The sequence below is a fragment of the Vibrio sp. 1978 genome, from assembly GCF_033344345.1.
In genome coordinates this window covers 1-595 of sequence record NZ_JAWPOP010000733.1, presented here as the reverse complement: position 1 = coordinate 595, position 595 = coordinate 1, and the positions used below count along the sequence as shown (strand labels likewise).

Sequence of the window (595 nt, the reverse complement as noted above, 5' to 3'; positions counted from 1 at the left end):
CATGATGTTCTGAGCCACAAGCGCATTCATTACGATGTTTTGCTGCGTGAGCTCTGCTCCTTTGGGCAGTCCCGTTGTGCCTGATGTATACAAAATCACACAAGTGTCATCCGCATCGCGAGCAACGTAATCCGCCAAAGGTTCGATATCTTCTATAAAAGACGTCAGTGTCGGTAAACCTTGGTACTCTTTTTGCGTTTGATCTTGCGTCATTACGATCATCGTTTCACACGCATCCACCTCTTTAAACGCTTTCATGCCTTCTTTCGCCATTTGCAGTTCGGGCGTTCCTTCAAAACAGAAGTAAAACTTCGCTTTCGAATCTTCTAGGTGGTATTTGATTTCTCTAGATTTGAGCAACACGTTCAGCGGAACGGTAACGGCACCCGCCTTCTGAACCGCAAAATAAACGAAAGGAAAGAAAGGCAAATTCGGGCACGATAGCGCCACTCGGTCTCCCGGTTTGACGCCCGCTTTAATCATCGAAGTCGCGATCTTACCTGCAATCGCGTCAAATTCTGCGTATGTGAATTTTTTATCACCACATATCAAGGCTGTTTTATTCGGTTTACTTGCAGCATTTCTCTGCAAGGCA

General features: G+C 45.9%; 1 protein-coding gene. It reads right to left on the bottom strand.

Features of this window, described 5'->3' with window-relative positions; translation table 11 throughout:
• Positions 1-595 (bottom strand): AMP-binding protein (locus R8N49_RS28810; protein WP_318190659.1); only part of this gene is annotated, 595 nt, incomplete at both ends.